The organism is Saccharothrix isguenensis, assembly GCF_052936305.1.
Genome location: NZ_CP193626.1, coordinates 1,340,100 through 1,355,108 on the forward strand (window position 1 = coordinate 1,340,100; position 15,009 = coordinate 1,355,108).

Genomic DNA, 15,009 nt, shown 5'->3' on the forward strand with positions numbered 1-15,009 from the left:
TGCTGCTCCTGCGGCGACGTGGTGCCCGTGGGACCGCACGCCCGGCTTCTGGTTACGCCGCATGGCGCATGAGACAGCTGTGCACCGCGTCGACGCGCAGGCCGCGATCGGCTTGGCCGCGCCGTTGGAGGCGGGATTAGCGGCACGGCATCGACGAGGTGGTCGGGCCTGTGGCTGGGCTGCCACCTACCGCCCGCTGCGCACACGTCCGGCCAGGCCGTGACCCTCCGCGTACCCGGCCGCACGTGGACCGTGGCGTTGCACTCGGGGGTGCCCAACGCCGATCATGCGCGGTGGTCAGCGGGTCACAGTCGGCGGTGGACCTGTGGCTGTGGGGCGGCTGGGGGAGGAGCACCTGTCGGTCGAGGGCGACGTGGCTTTGGTGCGCTCGTCGCGTGCCGCTGTGGCAGCCGCAACAGGCTGACTTCCTGAGGGGCGCGGCGCACACTGTGCGTCGTGACCAAGCTGCGCATGATCCTGAGATGCATGGTGACGTTCACCATCGGCTTGCTCATGGTGGTGCTGGCGATTCGCTTCGGCGAGGCCCTGTGGCGGGTGATGACGTCCTACGGGCGGTAGGGAGCGGGGCGGACGAAGCAGAACTCGTTGCCGGCGGGATCGAGGAGGACCTGGAAGCTGCCCTGCTCGTCGGTCTGCAGTTCACCTTGCGCCGTGGCGCCCAACGCGGTGGCCTTCTCCGTGGCTTCGCCGACGTCGTCCACGACGATGTCCAGGTGGAGCCGGTTCTTCACCGACTTCGGTTCAGGGACGGGCTGGAACGACATGCGGGGCCACCCCGGCGGGGCGACATGAGCCCACCCAAGCTCTCGCTCGACCGGCTCCCCACCCAGCAACGCAGCCCAGAAGCGCACCAGCCGTGAGGGTTCGAGGCAGTCCACCACGATCTGATCCAGACGCATGGTCCACATCATCCTCGAACCCCGGGTGCCGGAAAGTCCTAAGTGGACTTCCGATGTGCCCGCGAGCGCTTGCCTCATGAGCCAGTGCAGACAGCCGGCGGGACCAGCCGATCCCCACCGACGATCCACCCGTACCGGCCCGGTCTCGCACAAGCCCACTCCACCTGCGTGGCCCTCCGACACGTACCGACGCGCGACCAGTGGGCGTGATCGTGAGATCGCCGACAAGCTGAGCGAGTGCGTGATGGCGAGTCAATCGCACGCCAATCGCACGACGTGATCAAGAGACACGACAGCGCTGCTGCCCGAGGATGGGTGGCACCGCTGTTGACCTGCAAGGGAAGTCCGAGAGCGGGTGACGGGAATCGAACCCGCATGACCAGCTTGGAAGGCTGGGGCTCTACCATTGAGCTACACCCGCACCGCGCCTACCGGGGTGGGCGCGGGAGTAGCTTAGCTGGTCGCGATAGGGTGGGGTGGACCGGGGCGTGGCGCAGCTTGGTAGCGCACCCGCTTTGGGAGCGGGGGGTCGCAGGTTCAAATCCTGTCGCCCCGACGGTCGCCCTGGCCGACCTTCGTGGTTGGTCAGGGCTCCTTCCCGGGTATCCGGTCCGCATGACCACTGCACCGTTCGAGCCGAACCCCGAGTTCGGGAAGCCCCGGATCGCCGCTGCCGACCCCGGGACCGGAGCGCCTGAGCAGGCGCCCGGGTTCGGAGTCGAGAGTGAAGAGCCTGACGTGATCCAAGAGCCGGAAGTGCCCGAAGAGCCTGAGGACGACGACAGCTAGGCGCCCAGGTCGTTCACGGCCGTCGACACGATCGCGGCCTGTCGCTCCAGCTCTTCGTCCGGCGAGGTCTCGTCCACGCCTCGGGCCAGGAGTTCCGCTCTCGACAGGAGCAGCAGCGCACCGCGGTAGCGGTCGGTGTCCAGGTCGTCAACCTGCACCACTTCCAACCGTCCCTCGATCAGGACCAGGTTGGGGTCCGGCAGTGGGGAGTCCAACAACCCCCGCAGATCACTTGCCTTGACGCTCATTGGTACGGCCTACCCGACACGCCGCGTAGTGAAACGCGGGCCGTTCTTGAGCACACCCGCGCCCGGGCGCTCAAGAACGGCTCCCCAGTCATGCCGGTGTGGCCACCTGCTCGCTAACCACCTGCGCCGCCGCCGACACGAGTGCCGTCACGGACGGGTTGGTGGAGTTGTCCCTCCGCCACGCGAACTGGGTGTACACCCTGAACGGCGGGACCCAGGGCAGGCGGCACAGCCTGCCGTCGGCGAGTTCCGTCGCGACCGTCACCTCGGGGACGAGCGAAATCCCCAGACCCGAGGCGACCGCCCGCTTGGCGGCGTCGATGGAGTCGAGCGCCAGCACCGGCGACTTCGACTCCGTCTCCTGCAAACCCAACGCCTGCTCGAACTGCTCGTAGTAACTGGCGCCGTTCTCGGCCCGGATGAGCGTGCTTCCGCGCAACTCGTCCTCGGTGATCACCGAACGCCTCGTGAGCGCGTGGCTGGGACCGGCGACCATGGCCAACGGCTCCGGGCACAGCACCGTCGTCTCCAACCCCTCGCGGGGCTCCACGGAGCCGATGAAGAAGGTGCAGTCCAGCCGCCCCTCACGCACCGAGGTCAGGTTCGCCTGGGTGTTCCGCGAGTGGAGCGAGATCTGGACGCTCGGGTAGCGCCAGCACATGTACTCGATCAGTGGTAGCAGACGGTAGTCGGTCAGACTCTGTGCGCTGCCGATGACCAGCTTGCCGTGCGGCTCGCCGTTCATCGTTATGGCTTTTCTCGCCTTGTCGGTCAGGGTGATGATGTTGCGTGCGAACGGTAAGAGCTCGACACCGGCAGAGGTCATCTGGATGCCGCGCGGAAGTCGCCGGAACAGGGGCACGCCGAGGGTTTCTTCGAGTGCCTTGATCCGGGTGGTGATGGTGGGCTGCGAGCAATTCAGCGTGGCGGCTGCCTTGGTGAAACTGCCCGTTTGAACCACAGTTGTGAACGCCAAAAGTTGACGCGTCTCCATGGAGCTCCCCAACGGTGCGGATAAGTGGTCCACGAGAGGCCGGTGTAGGACGGCGTCGTGATCTCTTGTGCATGGCGGCAGCCGACCCTGGCTGCGCTTATGCGTGCGCGCGGCCGAGGTCGATCAACATCGCCGCACTACCGTGAGGGATGGCACCCGGTGGCCGGGCGGTATACCCGCCACCTGTACGACACCGGCGGCACAGCCGGTGCCCAGCGATGATCCTGGTTTTGTGTTCGGCAGCGGCGGAATGGATCTCATCGGGTCATCGGCACCTTGTCTGGTAGGTGGTTAAAGAGCTCGATGACATTGTCTGGCTCGTTCCTGTCGGTCCCGGTTGCCGGTTGCGTCCGCTGCTGACCCCCCAGAACGTCCGGCAACACGAATTATTCCTGGTCGAACACGCGGGTCCGGGCGTCACGCTACCTGAAACCCACACTAATGGACTACGGCGACTGGAGTCATCTCGACAAGTGAAAACTTTCTGTCGGGTGCTACTCCAAACGGCCCTAATTCACTCCTTGTGCCCAACCCCTTCCCTGTAGTGGTTGCTCACCGTCACCTGCCGTTACGCCATACGTGTTACACGACCGGTGGGTGGCTTCGCTCGGTGATGACGCGAGGAGCTATACCCGTGGATCCCAGTGTCACTCGAATGGCCTAGCGATTCGGAGGGCAGATCGGCCACATGGCGGTGTCGATACAGCTGAACGGCCTACCGACGAGACCGAAAAGTGCGGTTCACGCCGCGTGCGCACCCGTTGGCGCATCGGTGGTCGGTCGTGGTCAAGCCCCGGAACGAACCCGGAACATGGCCGGAACGCGCCCGGAACGCGTCCGCCGGTCACTCGCCGCCAAGACCGCACTTACCGTGCTTTGTTTTATAGCCACTGTTGTGATTTTCGACGCGTTGCAGGTTGCGCGCGCCATGTGGCCAGTGGAGGGGGCGTGAGGGGTAACCCAAGGGCATCCGCAGGGCTGCATTTGGGAGCGTTCCCGGCGACGAAACCCGCCGACACCAAGAATTCCGCGGACCGCAGCCGGAATGTGATTCCCGCTCACCCCGGATTGCCGCGACAATGTCCGGATGCCCTGGCGGCACCGCCGTCGCAGCCCCTTGCGGCCCCCGGACCCGGGGTGCTAGCGCCCCCGCCCCGGCGGACCGCCTAGACTCAGGCGGAATCCCGGCGCACCCAGACGCGTTCCCGGGATGTTCCGCACGTCGTGCCCGTTACGAGGAGACCACGTTGAAGAGCACCGTCGAGCACCTGAGCCCGACGCGGGTCCGGATCAACGTCGAGGTGCCGTTCGACGAGCTCAAGTCGGACTTCGACCGCGCGTACCGGAAGCTGGCCAAGCAGGTCCGCATCCCCGGCTTCCGCCCCGGCAAGGCCCCCGCCCGCGTGTTGGAGAGCCGCATCGGCCGCGCGCCCGTCCTGGACGAGGTCGTCCAGGAGGCCATCCCGGCCAAGTACCTGGAGGCCGTCAACTCCGGTGAGCTGCGCACGCTCGGCCGCCCCGACTTCGAGGTGACCAAGATCGAGGACGGTGAGTCCCTGGCGTTCACCGCCGAGGTCGACGTCCGTCCCGAGATCACCGTCCCGGCCTTCGGTGACCTGACCGTCAGCGTCGACGACCAAGAGGTCACCGACGAGGACGTGGACACCCAGCTCGACGAGCTGCGCGCCCGCTTCGCCACCCTGACCGGCGTCCAGCGCCCGGCCGGGAACGGCGACTTCGTCGTGGTCGACCTGTCGGCGACCGTGGACGGCGAGGAGGTCGAGGAGGCCAGGACCGCCGGCCTGTCCTACGAGATCGGCTCCGGCCAGCTCGTCGAGGGCATCGACGACGCCCTGATCGGCGCCTCCGAGGGCGAGTCCAGGAACTTCACCACCACCCTGGTCGCCGGTGAGCACGCCGGCCGCGACGCCGACGTCACCGTCGTGCTGACCTCGGTCAAGGAGCGCCAGCTCCCCGAGCTGGACGACGAGTTCGCCCAGCTCGCGAGCGAGTTCGACACCCTGGACGAGCTGAAGGCCGACCTGCGCACCCGCCTGGCCCGGGTGAAGAAGATGCAGCAGGGCGTCCAGGCCCGCGACAAGGTGCTGGAGGCGCTGCTGGCCAGCGTCGAGGTGCCGCTGCCCGAGGCCGTCGTCCAGGGCGAGGTCGACGCGCGTGCGCACGACGCGATCCACGCCCTCGAGCACGACGAGTCGCGCTTCGCCGACTGGCTGGCCGAGCAGGGCCAGACCAAGGAGGAGTTCGACGCGGAGCTGCGCGAGACCTCCGAGCAGGCGGTCAAGACCCAGCTCGTGCTGGACGCGATCGCCGACGCCGAGCAGCTCAGCGTGACCGACGCCGAGCTGACCGAGCGGATCATCTACCAGGCCCAGCGGTTCGGCGTGAGCCCGGACGAGTACGTCAAGCGGGCGCAGCAGTCGGGCCAGCTCGGCGCGATCTTCGCCGACGTGCGCCGCGGCAAGGCGCTGGCCACGGTCGTCCGCCAGGCCACCGTCACCGACGCGGCCGGCAACGCGCTCGACCTGGACGAGCTTTTCGGTGAGGCGAAGCCCGAGGCCAAGTCCACTGAGGAAGCCGCCAACGCGGAGTGAAGCCCTGAGCGAACGCGGGCGGTGTCGGGACGTCGACGCCGCCCGCCTTCGTTAAGGTCGTTGCTACGAGACTCTTTTCGGCACAGCTAGTCGGCAAAGTTAGGCAGGCAGACGTGACGCAGCATTCCTTCCCGACGCCCGAGATGCGAGCGGCCACGGGGATGAACCTCAACGACTCGGTCTACGAGCGCCTGCTCCGTGAGCGGATCATCGTGCTGGGGTCGCAGGTCGAAGAGGGCATCGCCAACCAGATCACCGCCCAGCTCCTCCTCCTCGCGGCCGAGGACCCGGAGAAGGACATCACGCTCTACATCAACTCGCCCGGTGGCTCGGTGACCGCGGGCATGGCGATCTTCGACACGATGCAGCTCATCGAGCCGGACGTGGCCACCTACGCGATGGGCCTGGCCGCCTCGATGGGGCAGTTCCTGCTCTCCGCGGGCACGCCCGGCAAGCGGCACGCCCTCCCGCACGCCCGCATCCTCATGCACCAGCCCTCGGCGGGTGTCGGCGGCACGGCGGCGGACATCGCGATCCAGGCGGACATGCTCACCAAGACCAAGCACGAGATGGCCGAGCTGATCGCGGAGCACACCGGCCAGCCGGTCGAGCGCATCATCGCCGACTCGGACCGCGACCGCTGGTTCACCGCCCAGGAAGCCCTCGAGTACGGCTTCGTGGACAAGGTGATCAGCCGCGCCAGCCAGGCGTCGACCAACTGACCGCGAGCAGAGCACCAGGAGACCTGAAGTGAGCCAGTTCCACGCGCCGCAGTCCCGGTACGTGCTCCCCTCGTTCGTCGAGCGCACCAGCTACGGCATCAAGGAGTCCAACCCGTACAACAAGCTGTTCGAGGAACGCATCATCTTCCTCGGCGTGCAGGTGGACGACGCGTCGGCCAACGACGTGATGGCACAGCTGCTCGTGCTGGAGTCCGAGGACCCCGACCGCGACATCCTGATGTACATCAACTCGCCGGGTGGCTCGTTCACCTCGTTGATGGCCATCTACGACACCATGCAGTTCGTCCGCCCGGACATCCAGACCTACTGCTTGGGCCAGGCGGCCTCGGCGGCGGCCGTGCTGCTCTCGGCGGGCACCCCGGGCAAGCGGCACGCGCTGCCCAACGCCCGGATCCTGATCCACCAGCCGGCCACCGAGGGCGTCTACGGGCAGGTCTCCGACCTGGAGATCCAGTCCAACGAGATCCAGCGGGTGCGCAGGCTGCTGGAGACGACCCTGGCCCGGCACACCAACCAGACGCCCGAGCAGGTGCGCACGGACATCGAGCGCGACAAGATCCTCACCGCCGCGGAGGCGAAGGACTACGGCCTGATCGACAGCGTTCTGCCGTACCGGAAGCTCTCGGCGAAGTAGCACCGGCGTGGCGTCCGACACGCCGAGCTGACCAGGGGTCCTGTTCAGTTCGGCGTGTCGGGGGCACGCTGGTCCTCCCGCACAGGCGGGTAGGACAGGTACCGTCGAGGGGAACGGGCGGACCCCGCATCCAGCGGGCACTCGCCACATCAGCAGTCAGGCGCACTTCACCAGGTCGTGTGCCGGAGGGGACAGAGGTCAGCGGTCATGGCACGTATCGGTGACGGCGGCGACCTGCTGAAGTGCTCTTTCTGCGGTAAGAGCCAGAAGCAGGTGAAAAAACTCATCGCCGGCCCCGGTGTCTACATCTGCGATGAGTGCATCGACCTCTGCAACGAGATCATCGAGGAAGAACTCGCGGAGGCCGGTGACGTCAAGCTCGACGAGCTGCCCAAGCCCGCCGAGATCCACGAGTTCCTCGACCAGTACGTGATCGGCCAGAACGAGGCCAAGCGCACGCTCTCGGTGGCGGTCTACAACCACTACAAGCGCATCCAGGCGGGTGACCGCGGGCGTGAGGGCCGCGACGACGGCGTGGAGCTCGCCAAGTCGAACATCCTCATGCTCGGCCCGACGGGCTGCGGCAAGACCTACCTGGCCCAGACGCTGGCGAAGATGCTGAACGTGCCGTTCGCCATCGCGGACGCCACGGCGCTGACCGAGGCCGGCTACGTGGGTGAGGACGTGGAGAACATCCTCCTCAAGCTCATCCAGGCGGCGGACTACGACGTCAAGCGCGCCGAGACCGGCATCATCTACATCGACGAGGTCGACAAGATCGCTCGAAAGAGTGAAAATCCGTCGATCACCCGCGATGTGTCGGGCGAGGGCGTGCAGCAGGCGCTGTTGAAGATCTTGGAGGGCACCACGGCCTCCGTGCCGCCGCAGGGCGGTCGCAAGCACCCGCACCAGGAGTTCATCCAGATCGACACGACGAACGTGCTGTTCATCGTGGCGGGCGCGTTCGCGGGCCTGGACAAGATCATCCAGGACCGGGTGGGCAAGCGCGGGCTGGGCTTCGGCGCCGAGGTGCGCACCAAGGCCGAGGTCGACGCGGCGGACTACTACGCCGACTCGATGCCCGAGGACCTGATCAAGTTCGGTCTGATCCCCGAGTTCATCGGCCGGTTGCCGATGGTCGCGAGCGTCACGAACCTGGACAAGGAATCACTCGTCCGGATCCTGACCGAGCCGAAGAACGCGCTGGTCAAGCAGTACCAGAAGCTGTTCGAGATGGACGGCGTCGAGCTGGAGTTCACCCGGACCGCGATGGAGGCCGTCGCCGACCAGGCGATCCTGCGCGGCACCGGCGCCCGCGGCCTGCGGGCGATCATGGAGGAAGTCCTGCTGCCGGTGATGTACGACATCCCGAGCCGCACGGACGTCGCCAAGGTCGTCATCACCGAGCAGACCGTGAAGGACAACGTCAACCCCACGATCGTGGCCCGGCAGCCCTCGCGCCGGGAGCGCCGCGAGAAGTCGGCGTGAGTTGTCCCTCCCGCACACGCTGATCCTGCACGGCCTGGGTGGTTCCGGGCCGACGCACTGGCAGAACTGGCTGGCAGGCGAACTGGCCCACCACGGTGGGGCGGTGGACCTGCCCCAGTTCAGCACCCCGGACCAGCCGGAGCTGCCGGTGTGGCTGGACGAACTGCGGGCGCACCTGGCTGCCATGCTCGCAGCCGGTCCGGTCGAACGCGTGGTCGTCGCGCACTCGCTCGCCGGGCTGCTGTGGCTGCACCACGCGGCCGGCCCGTTCGATGAGGCGCTGCGGGTGGACCGGGTGCTGCTGGTCGCGCCGCCCGCCCCGGACTACGCCGATGAGCCGTTGATCTCCGGCTTCCTGCACCCCGTGCTCGACCCGACGGCGGTGCGGCGGGCGGCCGTGTCGACCCGGCTCGTGGTCGGCGAGGGTGACCCGTACTGCACGTTGTCGCAGGCCAAGGAGTTGGCCGAGGCGTTGCGGATCGACCTGGACGTCATCGTGGGCGGCGGTCACCTCAACGTGGACGCCGGCTACGGGCCGTGGGGCGCGGTGTTGAAGTGGGTCCGCAGCGGCCGAGTGCCCCTCACTCCGCGCTGACCACCACCCTGAACAGGGTGAACGTGGCCAGGAACGGGCCGGTCGCGAGGTCGGCCAACCAGGTGTCGGCGGCGCGGCGGGTGATGCGGCCCGCCTGGACGGCGCGGTGGGCGTTGCGGGTGAGGCCGAGGAGTTCGTCGGCGGTCGGGAAGTCCCGGAGCACGGGTGCTTCGGTGTCGACCGCCACGACGGTCAGGCCCTCTCGCACCGCGAGGCGCGCCAGTTGGCGGCCGACGACGGGGTTGCGCACGATCCGGTCGCAGACGAACCGGTTGAACGCGAGGTTCGTGGCCACCGAGCCGGGGTCCACCGCGAGGGTTTCCCAGTCGGGTTGGGCGAGCGCCGCACGTCCACCGGAGCGCAGGACTCGGCGGAGTTCGGCCAGGACGGCGGCCGGGTCGGTCACCTGGTGCAGGACCCGGTCCACACGCGCGCGGTCCACGCTGTCGTCTTCGACGGGGAGCGCGTGGGCGTCGCCCGGCCGTACGTCCACGGCGAGTCCGGCGGTGCGCCGTCTCGCTTCCTCGACCATGGTCGGGTCCAGGTCCACACCGATGACGGTGCCCGCGCGTTCGGCCATGGCGGGCAGATCCGTGCCTGGGCCGCAGCCGACGTCCAGGGCGGTGTGGTGTGGCCGGAGGTCCAAGGCGTCCAGCAGGCGCCGCTTGTAGGCGCGGCCGGCTTCCGCCACGTGGTCCAGGTAGGTGATGGGGTCCGGTCGCGTCGGCATGAGACCAGGCAACCACAGCGGTGTGGAGGTCCTGTGGAAGTCCTGTGCGGGGTCAGCGGGGACGCGGGGTCAGCGGGGGACGCGTTTGCCGAGGAAGCGGATGACGTCGGGGACGATCTTGCGGTAGAAGGTGTCGTCGTGGCCGCCGGGGGTGATGGAGCCGACGGCGAGCTTGGTGCCCGCGATGAACTTCCGCGTCCCCTCGATGAACCGGTCCCGGTCGCCCGTCCACACGCCGATCGGGGTGGTGCCGAGCTTGTCCAGGTTCTTCAGCGGATCGAGTGAGGCCCACTGCTCCGGGCCGGTGAACGCGGCCCGCTTCGACATCTCGGCCCACTCCGTGATGAGGGCGGGGGCGATGGCGGCGACGGCCCTGGCCGGATCACGCCGCTCGTGGCGTCGGCGTGCGTAGAGCAGCGCCCCGAAGCCGCCCATCGACACCCCCGTGCAGGCGAACGGCGCGCCGTAGCCGCGTTCGGCCAGCCACCGGGGCACCTCTTCCAGGAGCATCGCCATCGGGTCGTCACCAGGGACGTTCTCGTGCCAGTAGTGGTTGTCGCCGTCCACCGCGACGAACCCGAACGGCGGGATCTGGCCCCGACCGACGGCTGCCACCAGCACCTCGGACATACCGCCCACGGCGGCCAGGCGGGCCGTGCCGTAGCGGCCGTGGAGGAGGATCGACATGGGCAGGCCCTCGGTCGGCACGCCCGGCGGGACCATGGTGAGCAGGTCCACGTCACGGCCTCGGAACTCCGAGCGCACCCGTTCGACGCGCACGACGGCGCGCTGCACCGCAGGCACTGGACCGGCCACGCCCACAGCATGCCGCAGCGCCTCACCGAACGGCGTGTCCCCGTCCGACGCCGCTGCGATCCCCACCGTGGCCGCGACGCCTGCCCCCAGCGCGCCGAGCGCGGTCCGCCTGCTGATCATGTTCTCCCCCAACCGATCCCTCCGTCACATCGCGCGAGGTGGACCGGGTGTTTCGTCAGATGGCCGACTCCGCCCGAAGTTCCGCGATCCGTTCCGCGGAGTAGCCGAGCCCGCGCAGTACGTGGTCGGTGTGCTCGCCCAGAGCGGGCACCGAACCCGGCGTCCACTCCCAGGCGGTGGAGTCGACGGGCGGGCGGAGGACGGTGATGCCGCCGTCGGGCACCGGCACGTGCGCGAGCCGGTCGCGGGTGGTGAGCTGGGGGTGGTCCGGCAGGTCGGCGACGCTGCGGGTGCGGGCGGCGGGGACGTCGGCGCGGTCCAGCGCGTCGATCAGGTCGGCGGCCGGCCAGGCGGTGAAGTCGAGTTCGGCGTGCAGGGCGGCGCGGTTCGCGACGCGGGAGCTGACGGTGCCGAACCGCGGGTCGTCGGCCAGGTCCGGCCTGGTGAGCAGCGCGCACAGCCGACGCCACTGCGGGTCGTTCTGCACGGCCAGGTGCACGGCGCCGTCCGCGCACGGGAACGGGCCGTACGGGGCGATGCTCGGGTGGTGCGCCCCCGTGCGTGGCGCGGCCTGACCGGTGCCCACCGCGTACAGCATCGGCTGGTGCATCCACTCGGTCATCGCCTCGAACAGCGACAGCCGCAGCGTGGCGCCCTCACCGGTGCGGGCCCGGTGCAGGAGGGCGGCGAGCACGGCCGACTGGAGCTGCACGCCCGCCGCGATGTCGGCGACCGAGATGCCCGCGCGTGCGGTCACGTCACCCTCCCCGGTCAGCTCGACCAGCCCGGCCTCGGACTGCACGAGCGCGTCGAACGCCTTGCGTGACGCGTACGGGCCTTCGTCGCCGTAGCCGGACAGCTCGCCGACCACCAGATCGGGTTTCGCCGCACGGAGTGAGGAAGCGTCCACACCCAGTCGACGCGCGGCGGCGGGTGAGAGGTTGCACAGGACCACGTCGGCGGTCGGGAGGAGGCGGTCCAGCACCTCGCGGCCCGCCGGGTGCTTCAGGTCCAGCGTCAGCGACTCCTTGCCGACGTTCGTCCAGGCGAAGTACGAGGACACCGAGCCGCAGGCGGTGTCGTAGTGGCGGGCGAAGTCGCCGCCGTCCGGCCGCTCGACCTTGACCACGCGGGCGCCGAGGTCGGCGAGCAGCCGGGTGGCGTACGGGACGGCGACGGCCTGTTCGAGGCTGACGACGAGCACGCCGTCCAGCGGTCTCACCCGACGACCCTGTCGGCGCCCGTGTAGACGTTCATCGAGTCGCCGCGCAGGAAGCCGATCAGCGTGACGCCCTGCTCCTCGGCCAGTTCGGCGGCCAGCGACGACGGCGCGGACACGGCGGCGAGCACCGGCACACCGGCCATGGTGGCCTTCTGCACCAGCTCGAACGACGCACGCCCGGACACCATCAGCACCGTCCCGCCCAGCGGGATCCGGTTCTGGAGGACCGCCCAGCCGAGCACCTTGTCCACCGCGTTGTGCCGGCCCACGTCCTCCCGCACGACCAGCGCCTCACCTGATGTGGTGAAGAGCCCGGCGGCGTGCAGGCCACCGGTCGAGGCGAACACCTTCTGCCGTTCGCGCAGCTCGTCCGGCAGTGTCGACAGCACGTCGACGCCGATCGTCGAGGTGTCGGCGGCGGGGGAGAAGCGGGTCTTCAGCTTCACCGCGTCCAACGCCGCCTTGCCGCACACGCCGCAGGACGACGTCGTGTAGAAGTTCCGCTCCACGCCCACCTCGGGCGGTGCGACACCGTCGGCCAGAGCCAGGTCCAGCACGTTGTACGTGTTCAGCCCGTCCGGCCCGGTGCCCTCGCAGAACCGCGCCACGGCGACGTCCTCCAGACCGCCGATGACGCCCTCGCTGAGCAGGAAGCCGTGTGCCAGCTCCACGTCCTGACCCGGCGTGCGCATCGTGACGCTCAGCGCCTTGCCACCTACCCGCAGTTCCAACGGCTCCTCGGCGGCCAGCGCGTCGACCCGCTTGCGGAACTCCCCTCGCGCGTAGGTGACCACTGGGCGACGCACCGTGACTCGCCCCATGTGAAGCTCCTTCGCTCGTGTGCCCGCTGTCCAGGTTACGGAGGTGGCTGCGTGATCTTGGACCTGGTTAGAGTCGGCCGGGTGGATACCTACGACGTGGTGGTGGTCGGCGGCGGGCACAACGCGCTGGTGGCGGCGGCGTACCTGGCGCGGGCGGGACGCGCGGTGCTCGTGCTGGAGAAGCTCGGCCACGTCGGTGGCGCGGCCGTGAGCTCGGAGGCCTTCGCGGGGGTCCAGGCGCGGTTGTCCCGGTACTCGTACCTGGTCAGCCTGCTGCCGGACCGGATCGTGGCGGACCTGGGGCTGCGGTTGTCACTGCGGTCGCGGGCGGCGTCCTCGTACACGCCGGCGGGGGACTTGCTGGTGGAGCGTGATCCGGGCGAGGCGACGGCGGCGTCGTTCCGGGCGTTGACCGGTTCGGACGCCGAGTTCGACCGGTGGCGGCGCTGGTACTCCTCACTGGAGGCGCTGGCGGGGGCGGTGTCCTCGACGATGTTGGCGCCGTTGCCGTCACGCGGGGATTTGCGGCGGCGGGTCGACCCGGTGGTGTGGGACCAGGTCGTGGAGCGGCCGTTGGGCGAGGCGTTGGAGTCGTTGTTCGCGCATGACGTGGTGCGCGGGGTGGTCGCTACGGACGCGTTGATCGGCACGCACACGTCGTTGCACGACCTGAAGGCGAACCGGTGCTTCCTGTACCACGTGATCGGGAACGGCACGGGGGAGTGGCAGGTGCCGGTCGGCGGGATGGGCGCGGTGACGGCGGAACTCGTGCGGGTGGCTCGTGCGGCCGGGGCCGAGATCGTGACCGGCGCGGAGGTCACGCGGGTCGACGCGGACGGTGTCGCGGGTGAGGTCGAGTACGACGGGCGCACGGTGGGCGCTCGCTTCGTGCTGGCCGGGGTGGCCCCGGCCACTGTGGACCGGTTGCGCGGTCGGTCTTCGCCGGGGGTGGCCGAAGGCTGCCAGGTGAAGGTGAACATGCTGCTGGAGCGGCTGCCTCGGTTCCGGAGCGGGGTGGACGCGCGGGTGGCGTTCGCGGGGACGTTGCACCTGGACGAGTCGTACGGGCAGTTGGAGGCGGCGTACCGGGAGAGCGCGGCGGGGCGGGTGCCGTCCGTGCTGCCGGCGGAGATGTACTGCCACACGTTGACCGACCCGTCGATCCTCGCGCCGGAGTTGGTGGCGCGGGGGTGGCACACGTTGACGTTGTTCGGGCTGCACACGCCGGCGGCGTTGTTCGAGCGGGACAACGTGACGCTGCGGGGTGAGCTGGTCGGGCGTTACCTGGCCGGGTTGAACGCGTACCTGGAGGAGCCGATCGAGTCCTGCCTGGCTTCGGATGCCAACGGGGAACCGTGCTTGGAGGCGCGCACGCCGTTGGACCTGGAGGCGGAGCTGGGGCTGCCTCGCGGCAACATCTTCCACGACGAGCTGGCGTGGCCGTTCGCGGAATCCGAGGACGAGGTCGGCCGGTGGGGCGTGGAGACGGACGTGGCGAACCTGTTCGTGTGCGGGGCGGGGGCGCGGCGGGGTGGTGGGGTCAGCGGGATCGGCGGCCACAACGCGGCGATGGCCGTGCTGGAGCGGTCCGCTTGACGTGAGCGTTGGACTCGCGAGTTCTGAGTGGTGGACTCGCAGGTTCTGAGTGGTGGACTCGCGGGTTAGAGGCGGGCGAAGAGGTCGCTGATCAGGTGTTGGGCCTGGTCGGCGTTCGCGTTCGAGGTCACCGTGATCTTGACCGTGCCTCGGCGGGCCACGACGGCGGTGTGGACGACCTCGCCGGTGACGGCGGTGGCGCGGTAGGCCTCGTCGTGGAAGTCCGGCAGGTCGGTGGCGCGGGCGTGCTCCTCACGGCCCTCGGCGAACGACGCAGCGTCCGCGCCGGTGTCGAACCGGACCTCCGTCATGCCGCCGTCGTACGAGCAGCGCACGACGGTGCCGGTGATCGTCTGGCGCGGGTGGTTGAGCTTCAGCCCCAGCGCCGCCCCGACCACGTCCTCCGGCGCGTCTTCGCAGTTCACCCCCGCCGAGTCGGTGGCGGTCGGCGTCGGTGGCTGTTCGGTGGAGGGCGGGGGCGTCGGGGTCGGCGGGGTACCGGTGCATGCGCCGAGCGCCAGCAGCGCCACGGCGGCGAGCACGGTCCTGATCACGCGGGACTCCCTGCGGGTCGGTTGCCCGTAGGTTCGCCCGAACGGGCGCGGACGTTACGGTCCCCGTCCGGGCCCGGTCGGGGCCGACTGGCGGGTGGCGCGGGAACACCGCGCCCCCTCGTGGTTC

Annotated in this window: 15 protein-coding genes and 2 tRNA genes; 8 read left to right on the forward strand and 9 right to left on the reverse strand. The window is 69.4% G+C overall.

Translation table 11 applies throughout. From position 1 onward, the window contains the following. Positions 1–456 precede the first annotated feature (456 nt). Complete coding sequence (locus ACRAKI_RS06510; protein ID WP_447006140.1) at positions 457–579, forward strand: hypothetical protein; 123 nt, start codon at positions 457–459, stop codon at positions 577–579. Here ACRAKI_RS06510 and ACRAKI_RS06515 read toward each other — a convergent pair. Together ACRAKI_RS06515 and ACRAKI_RS06520 are read right to left on the reverse strand one after the other, a co-directional pair. After that, complete coding sequence (locus ACRAKI_RS06515) at positions 567–920, reverse strand: VOC family protein (RefSeq protein WP_447006141.1); 354 nt, start codon at positions 918–920, stop codon at positions 567–569. The two genes, ACRAKI_RS06510 and ACRAKI_RS06515, sit on opposite strands and share 13 nt — an antisense overlap. Before the next feature lie 350 nt (positions 921–1,270). After that, a tRNA-Gly gene (locus ACRAKI_RS06520) sits at positions 1,271–1,341 on the reverse strand. Positions 1,342–1,402: 61 nt separating this feature from the next. Between ACRAKI_RS06520 and ACRAKI_RS06525 the strand changes: the two genes are divergently transcribed. Then, positions 1,403–1,476, forward strand: a tRNA-Pro gene (locus ACRAKI_RS06525). A 229-nt stretch (positions 1,477–1,705) separates the two neighbouring features. Here the strand turns inward: ACRAKI_RS06525 and ACRAKI_RS06530 are convergent. Together ACRAKI_RS06530 and ACRAKI_RS06535 are read right to left on the reverse strand one after the other, a co-directional pair. After that, a complete protein-coding gene (locus ACRAKI_RS06530) occupies positions 1,706–1,957 on the reverse strand; it encodes a hypothetical protein (RefSeq protein ID WP_447006142.1) in 252 nt (83 codons plus the stop codon). Positions 1,958–2,045: 88 nt separating this feature from the next. Continuing rightward, entirely contained in the window at positions 2,046–2,951 is a 906-nt protein-coding gene (locus ACRAKI_RS06535) for a LysR family transcriptional regulator (protein ID WP_447006143.1), read from the reverse strand. Positions 2,952–4,198: 1,247 nt separating this feature from the next. On the opposite strand from ACRAKI_RS06535, the gene tig reads away from it, so the two are divergent. The 5 genes from tig to ACRAKI_RS06560 all read left to right on the forward strand — a co-directional run bounded on the left by tig (position 4,199) and on the right by ACRAKI_RS06560 (position 9,023). After that, on the forward strand, positions 4,199–5,563 hold the full coding sequence (gene tig / locus ACRAKI_RS06540) for a trigger factor (protein ID WP_447006144.1): 1,365 nt from the start codon (positions 4,199–4,201) through the stop codon (positions 5,561–5,563). Positions 5,564–5,676: 113 nt separating this feature from the next. Then, positions 5,677–6,285 (forward strand): ATP-dependent Clp protease proteolytic subunit, encoded by a 609-nt coding sequence (locus ACRAKI_RS06545; protein ID WP_081915524.1) that lies wholly within the window; start codon positions 5,677–5,679, stop codon positions 6,283–6,285. A gap of 28 nt (positions 6,286–6,313) precedes the next feature. Beyond that, positions 6,314–6,940 carry an ATP-dependent Clp protease proteolytic subunit gene (locus ACRAKI_RS06550; RefSeq protein WP_447006145.1) on the forward strand — a complete coding sequence of 209 codons (627 nt, stop codon included), beginning with the start codon at positions 6,314–6,316 and terminating at the stop codon, positions 6,938–6,940. Between the two features lie 207 nt (positions 6,941–7,147). Beyond that, complete coding sequence (clpX, locus tag ACRAKI_RS06555) at positions 7,148–8,428, forward strand: ATP-dependent Clp protease ATP-binding subunit ClpX (RefSeq protein ID WP_033438306.1); 1,281 nt, start codon at positions 7,148–7,150, stop codon at positions 8,426–8,428. A 1-nt stretch (position 8,429) separates the two neighbouring features. Further along, a complete protein-coding gene (locus tag ACRAKI_RS06560; protein ID WP_447006146.1) occupies positions 8,430–9,023 on the forward strand; it encodes an RBBP9/YdeN family alpha/beta hydrolase in 594 nt (197 codons plus the stop codon). Here the strand turns inward: ACRAKI_RS06560 and ACRAKI_RS06565 are convergent. The 4 genes from ACRAKI_RS06565 to fdhD all read right to left on the reverse strand — a co-directional run bounded on the left by ACRAKI_RS06565 (position 9,010) and on the right by fdhD (position 12,732). Beyond that, a complete protein-coding gene (locus ACRAKI_RS06565) occupies positions 9,010–9,753 on the reverse strand; it encodes a methyltransferase domain-containing protein (protein ID WP_447006147.1) in 744 nt (247 codons plus the stop codon). The genes ACRAKI_RS06560 and ACRAKI_RS06565 overlap by 14 nt on opposite strands. Positions 9,754–9,822: 69 nt before the next feature. Beyond that, positions 9,823–10,689, reverse strand: coding sequence for an alpha/beta hydrolase (locus ACRAKI_RS06570; RefSeq protein ID WP_447006148.1), 867 nt, complete (start codon positions 10,687–10,689; stop codon positions 9,823–9,825). A 55-nt stretch (positions 10,690–10,744) separates the two neighbouring features. Continuing rightward, positions 10,745–11,911 (reverse strand): CaiB/BaiF CoA transferase family protein, encoded by a 1,167-nt coding sequence (locus ACRAKI_RS06575; protein WP_447006149.1) that lies wholly within the window; start codon positions 11,909–11,911, stop codon positions 10,745–10,747. Then, positions 11,908–12,732 carry a formate dehydrogenase accessory sulfurtransferase FdhD gene (gene fdhD / locus ACRAKI_RS06580; RefSeq protein ID WP_447006150.1) on the reverse strand — a complete coding sequence of 275 codons (825 nt, stop codon included), beginning with the start codon at positions 12,730–12,732 and terminating at the stop codon, positions 11,908–11,910. Before fdhD ends, ACRAKI_RS06575 begins: the two co-directional genes overlap by 4 nt. An 81-nt stretch (positions 12,733–12,813) precedes the next feature. Between fdhD and ACRAKI_RS06585 the strand changes: the two genes are divergently transcribed. Continuing rightward, entirely contained in the window at positions 12,814–14,328 is a 1,515-nt protein-coding gene (locus ACRAKI_RS06585) for a phytoene desaturase family protein (protein ID WP_447008349.1), read from the forward strand. Positions 14,329–14,393: 65 nt separating this feature from the next. Here the strand turns inward: ACRAKI_RS06585 and ACRAKI_RS06590 are convergent, their stop codons facing one another. Continuing rightward, positions 14,394–14,882 (reverse strand): hypothetical protein, encoded by a 489-nt coding sequence (locus ACRAKI_RS06590; RefSeq protein WP_447006151.1) that lies wholly within the window; start codon positions 14,880–14,882, stop codon positions 14,394–14,396. Positions 14,883–15,009: the final 127 nt, after the last annotated feature.

Excerpts from the sequence above, each read along its gene's own strand:
- ACRAKI_RS06535 (WP_447006143.1), bottom strand. The coding sequence starts at position 2,951 with ATGGAGACGCGTCAACTTTTGGCGTTCACAACTGTGGTTCAAACGGGC.
- clpX (WP_033438306.1), top strand. The coding sequence starts at position 7,148 with ATGGCACGTATCGGTGACGGCGGCGACCTGCTGAAGTGCTCTTTCTGC.
- ACRAKI_RS06530 (WP_447006142.1), bottom strand. The coding sequence starts at position 1,957 with ATGAGCGTCAAGGCAAGTGATCTGCGGGGGTTGTTGGACTCCCCACTG.
- ACRAKI_RS06565 (WP_447006147.1), bottom strand. The coding sequence starts at position 9,753 with ATGCCGACGCGACCGGACCCCATCACCTACCTGGACCACGTGGCGGAA.
- ACRAKI_RS06515 (WP_447006141.1), bottom strand. The coding sequence starts at position 920 with ATGCGTCTGGATCAGATCGTGGTGGACTGCCTCGAACCCTCACGGCTG.
- fdhD (WP_447006150.1), bottom strand. The coding sequence starts at position 12,732 with ATGGGGCGAGTCACGGTGCGTCGCCCAGTGGTCACCTACGCGCGAGGG.
- ACRAKI_RS06570 (WP_447006148.1), bottom strand. The coding sequence starts at position 10,689 with ATGATCAGCAGGCGGACCGCGCTCGGCGCGCTGGGGGCAGGCGTCGCG.